Source organism: Candidatus Bathyarchaeia archaeon (assembly GCA_035935655.1).
GTDB lineage: Archaea > Thermoproteota > Bathyarchaeia > 40CM-2-53-6 > 40CM-2-53-6 > 40CM-2-53-6.
Genome location: DASYWW010000030.1, coordinates 1 through 4,479, shown reverse-complemented (window position 1 = coordinate 4,479; position 4,479 = coordinate 1). Strand labels below are relative to the sequence as shown.

At 52.9% G+C, this 4,479-nt stretch carries 5 protein-coding genes; 2 read left to right on the top strand and 3 right to left on the bottom strand.

Translation table 11 applies throughout. The annotated features are described in order from the left end of the window. The coding region (locus VGS11_05005) for a DNA recombination protein RmuC (GenBank protein HEV2119446.1) at positions 1-621 on the top strand (621 nt) is incomplete at its 5' end. A 17-nt stretch (positions 622-638) separates the two neighbouring features. Here VGS11_05005 and VGS11_05000 read toward each other — a convergent pair. From VGS11_05000 to VGS11_04990, 3 genes are read right to left on the bottom strand one after another with little or no spacing between them, the layout of a single operon-like run. Next, complete coding sequence (locus tag VGS11_05000) at positions 639-1,688, bottom strand: hypothetical protein (GenBank protein HEV2119445.1); 1,050 nt, start codon at positions 1,686-1,688, stop codon at positions 639-641. Between the two features lie 42 nt (positions 1,689-1,730). Then, complete coding sequence (locus VGS11_04995; GenBank protein ID HEV2119444.1) at positions 1,731-2,432, bottom strand: PD-(D/E)XK nuclease family protein; 702 nt, start codon at positions 2,430-2,432, stop codon at positions 1,731-1,733. Positions 2,433-2,451: 19 nt separating this feature from the next. Then, positions 2,452-3,243, bottom strand: coding sequence for a septal ring lytic transglycosylase RlpA family protein (locus VGS11_04990; GenBank protein HEV2119443.1), 792 nt, complete (start codon positions 3,241-3,243; stop codon positions 2,452-2,454). A gap of 289 nt (positions 3,244-3,532) precedes the next feature. On the opposite strand from VGS11_04990, the gene VGS11_04985 reads away from it, so the two are divergent. Further along, positions 3,533-4,309, top strand: a complete 777-nt coding sequence (locus VGS11_04985) for a rhomboid family intramembrane serine protease (protein ID HEV2119442.1) — start codon at positions 3,533-3,535, stop codon at positions 4,307-4,309. The last annotated feature ends 170 nt before the right edge of the window (positions 4,310-4,479 follow it).

The following is a 4,479-nucleotide window of genomic DNA, read 5'->3' as shown; positions in this document are numbered from 1 at the left end:
GAAACGCAGTACCGGTTTTCCACCGGCGCCATCGTGGACGCAGTTATCCGGACGGGCGAGAAGATTATCCCGGTGGATTCGAAATTTCCTCTCGAATCCTACCGTCGTCTTGTTGAATCCGGAGAGGATGCGCGCAAGGAGCTTTTTCAGGCTGTGCGCAAACATGCTGAGTCGATCTCCGAAAAATACATCCTTCAAAATGAAAACACTCTGGATTTTGCGTTGATGTTTGTGCCCTCTGAGGGAGTATTTTACGAGCTGTTAATGACCTCCGACTCGAAGCTGGGCCGGCTGGACGATTATTGCCGAGCGAGAAGCATCCTCCCAGCTTCACCAAACACTTTGCACGCATACCTCAGTGCGATTCTGATGGGACTGCGCGGAATGCAAATTGAAGAAAACGCGAAACACATTCTTGCGAGCCTCGCGGGGCTTGAGGGCCAGCTCGATTCCTTTGGCAAAGTGTTTGACACCTTGGGAGGCCATCTTCGACATGCTCAACAGAGTTATGACGAAGCGGACCGAAAACTGGATCGAGCGCGAGGAAGTCTCGAACAAATGGCACAAGGTACGCTGTCCGAGGCCGCGCCGAAAGCGTTAGAAGCGTCCACCAAGGATTGAACACAGCGTCGATGAGCTCATTCCGGCCCAAAGAGTGATTCCTTTGCTGCGCGAATAAGAGCTCCGTAATCTCCTGCAAGATCTTCTGGCGCTAGTTTTTGGAGTTGCACGCGCAGCGCAGAGGTATCTGGATTGTTCTTTCTTAAATTACCAAGGACATCCTCGAAGATACTTTTCTCTGCGCTTGGCGCGATCTTGCGTGCCGCATCCAAGAAGGCCCGAGCAGCAGGGATGCCGACGGCATCAATGCGCCTGATGAGGTGAACGGATAAGGAAAATTCTCCAGCTCGCAAACCCTTTAGTCGAATTTCGACTGAATTGTCGGTGCCCCCGCTAGTCTGGACGAGGTCCCCTTTGCTCAACACATGCACGACGCCGGGCTGATTATTGTGAATCTGGAGACTGACGGGTTCGACTGTGCCGATAATCCGAATTTTGATTCTCTTCTTCTTTCTCTGAGAAACATTCTGCAGAGGGGCATCAACACGGACCAATGTAATCGGGGTTGAAGCAGTCTGTTCACTGGTCGTCAGATTCAACTCTGTCATACCAGGTTGTGAATCTGGTGGAGGAAGGACAAACAACTCTGAGGGAGAGGCAGCAAGGACAAGAGCGCGGCTCGCGCCCAGAATTACTTCATTCTTGTCGGCATCGCCATCAAACCCGGAGCCCCGGATTTCTACTTGTCCGTTTAGAGGATCGAGGCGGGTCGCTGCGTCCAAACTTAATTTCGCAGCATCTTCGGGCTTCTGCACTTCACCAGCCGCGCAATCCTCCGTGCCTTGAATTCGCGCAAATAGAATTCCCGGGGAAGCAGGGGCGAGAAAATGTGCTCGGCCACTCTCGTCTGTGGTGAGCGTTTCTCCGTCAGACAATAAGATTTGCACGGTTGCTTCAGTGTGCCCATCTGGCCCGAGGACACCCAGAGTTGCGGGCATGCCTGCTGCGAGCTCTCGTGGCAAAACAATTCGGTCTTTTCGCTGCGCTTGAGCCGGGGCTTCTGTGGAGGTAAATATGAAAGAGGCGACGAAAAGTAAGGCAAGCATCTTACCCTGTCCACTGCGCATGGGACAATTCTAGCTTGACTCCTTAGGAAGATAACATGCAGTTCAGAATTTATTCTTGCGGCTGGCTTCGCGATACTGGCACCATTCACATTCACCCGCGTCTGGCGGACTCGGCTTCTCAAGCACTTCGAGTATTTCGCCTATGAACCCCTGGAACTTTCTATCGTCTCGTTCAATCGGAATCCAAGTAAGTCTTCCCGTGAGTGACGCCTCGCTGGCAGTGGGGTTTGCAAACTTGCGCGGTTCATACACTAGAAGCCCTAGACGCCGAATAGGCGAGAGGTTCACATGTCCAACTGCCGCTTGTTCAAGCGCGAGGGCATAGGCATGAAGCTGCCGCCCGTACAGCTGGACATGTTCTGCACGCGGAGATGAAGTCTTGAAATCAATGATCGCGTAGGAGCCGTCGTCGAATTTCACGAGCGTATCGATTTTCCCGCGAATCATGCATGCCTTATCGTGACCTGAAACCTTGATCGGCTTCGATTGAACCCAACTGACACTCGAATCGACTATGCCCGGAGGGAGAAAAGGCATCGCTTTCTCAGTCCGCTCGCCGGAGTAGCAGTTCTTCATCTCTCCATCGATAACTGTAAAAATTTTGGCCATGGGCATAGAAGGTCGCCGGAAGCCTTCGCGGACTTTCAGATAGAAGCACCTTTTGCATTCTTCCCACAAGAATGCAAAGTCCGATGGGTTCAACACCCATTGAGAATCGGCTGCGTTCTTTTTCTTGCTATTCAAGGCTAGTTAACTCTCCTCCTCAGTCGTCCAAACGAACCACAAACGCAGTCAGTTGCTGCTCTCGCTCGATCCGGTCGGCCAGTTCATGTGCCAGATCTTCAGTGTTCATCCGCCCGACGCGAACACGGTAGATGGTTCCCGTCGATAGTTCCACCGTGGCGATGGTGACGGGAGAATATTGCGCCTCGAGCCTTTCTCTCATGCGAACGGCATTCTCCTCCACTTGGAATGCCCCCACCTGAACTCCGAAAAGGCCAACTTCCGGATTCGGCCCGCCAACAGTTTCGATGCGAACTGGCGCGGTTCCGGTTCCGACCATGCCCAACGCAACGGCCGCGGCATAGGAGAGGTCGATAATGCGATTGGCTACAAACGGACCACGGTCATTTACTCGGACAAGGGCCTGTTTGCCATTATTGAGATTCGTCACACGAACCACGGCGCCAAATGGGAGTGTCCGATGCGCCGCCGTGTATTGAAACATGTCGTAAGTTTCTCCATCCGAGGTGCGGCGCCCGTTGAAGGGTACACCGTACCAGGATGCGATTCCCTTTTCGCTGTAATGGCCCAGAACCTGAGTGCCGGCCGACGGAGGAGGAACAGGCGAAGTGGGCCTCTTTTCTGGAATCGGAGACGGTTCTGCAGGAAATTGTGGAGGAACAGGTGCCGGCGCAGGAGGGTTGGCAGTCATTCGATGATGACCGCAGCCAGCAATTAGCATCACGGATAGAATGACCCACAGGACTGTAGGAATATTCTTTTCGTTTGGAATACTTCCAATTAAGAGCTGTCTAACCCCGAGAACTCTCACCGTTTTTCCTAAGCGTCCTTTCCCAGCAGCTGACGAACAATTTCATATATACGCAGCGTTCTTTGCGTGTGCTTCTAAAGTTTTCCGGTATTATAGGAACGCGGCAGAGTGGCCGCAAGGATTGCCGTTGCCTCTTTCGCATCGCTGGCGTTGGAAGCTCGACCGATGGCGCGAACAATTCGCGGCCATGTTCCGTTCTGAAGAAAGGCAGCCGCGTCCGAAGCTCTGTCCCTCCTGCGGCACACTCGTCGGCTCGACCGCAAAACGCTGCCACCAGTGCGGCACGAGCATGACATTTTCAATTGCAGCGGCAAGCCGGTCTTTGAGCCATCTCCTACCTTCTAACGCGCCGGTCACTTATCTGATCCTGAGTTCATGCTGCATCATATACGGGATTAGCTTGCTTTTGACCATTCGCATCGGTGGCATGCGTTCGGGCATGTCCGGAGGAGTACTCGGAATATTGATGAACATCGGTAGCGTCCATCCGTCCGTCTTGGGGCGTTTGGGTGGCTCCTTACGGTTTCCTGGAGACATTTTTCTTCCTTGGCGCCTAATCACTGCATGCTTCTTGCATGCCAATTTGCTTCACATTTTTTTCAATATGTGGGTTTTAGTGGACATTGGTCCAGCTGTTGAAGAACTTTATGGATCACCTCGCTTCTTCTTCCTCTATATTGTGAGCGGCATTGGTGGATATCTCCTAAGCGGTTTCATGGGTAATTCGGGCATCGGCGCATCAGGCGCCATAGTCGGACTGATCGGCCTGCTTCTTGCCATCACATATCGTCGAAGGAGCGCCGGGATGCAGATGCTCCGCGAGCAAATCTGGCGATGGATCATTTACCTCGCCATTTGGGGGTTTCTGCCGGGAATGCACATCGATACTTGGGCCCACTTAGGCGGTGGTATCACTGGCTTCATACTTGGAAAACTGATGTTGGATCGCGCCCCGGCCGATTCGACCGAACGCAGACGTGCTTATGCACTAGGCTGGCTAACAGCCGTCGCCGTGCTGGCCAGTTTTATCTTCATGGTTTTCAGGCCCTACCGACCGCTGTTCTAGGCAAGGATTCCTGTCTATTTCAATCAGAGCTTTCTCGCCACGATAACGCTGTAGTGGAACCCGGAAATTATCGTAAACGCGGCCACCAAATCGATCAGTACATGACGTCCAAAACGAAGCACCGGATTTTCGGTGACTGCTGCCAAAATCACCACGAGCACGAGCAGAAT

Excerpts from the sequence above, each read along its gene's own strand:
- VGS11_04985 (HEV2119442.1), top strand. The coding sequence starts at position 3,533 with ATGACATTTTCAATTGCAGCGGCAAGCCGGTCTTTGAGCCATCTCCTA.
- VGS11_05000 (HEV2119445.1), bottom strand. The coding sequence starts at position 1,688 with ATGCGCAGTGGACAGGGTAAGATGCTTGCCTTACTTTTCGTCGCCTCT.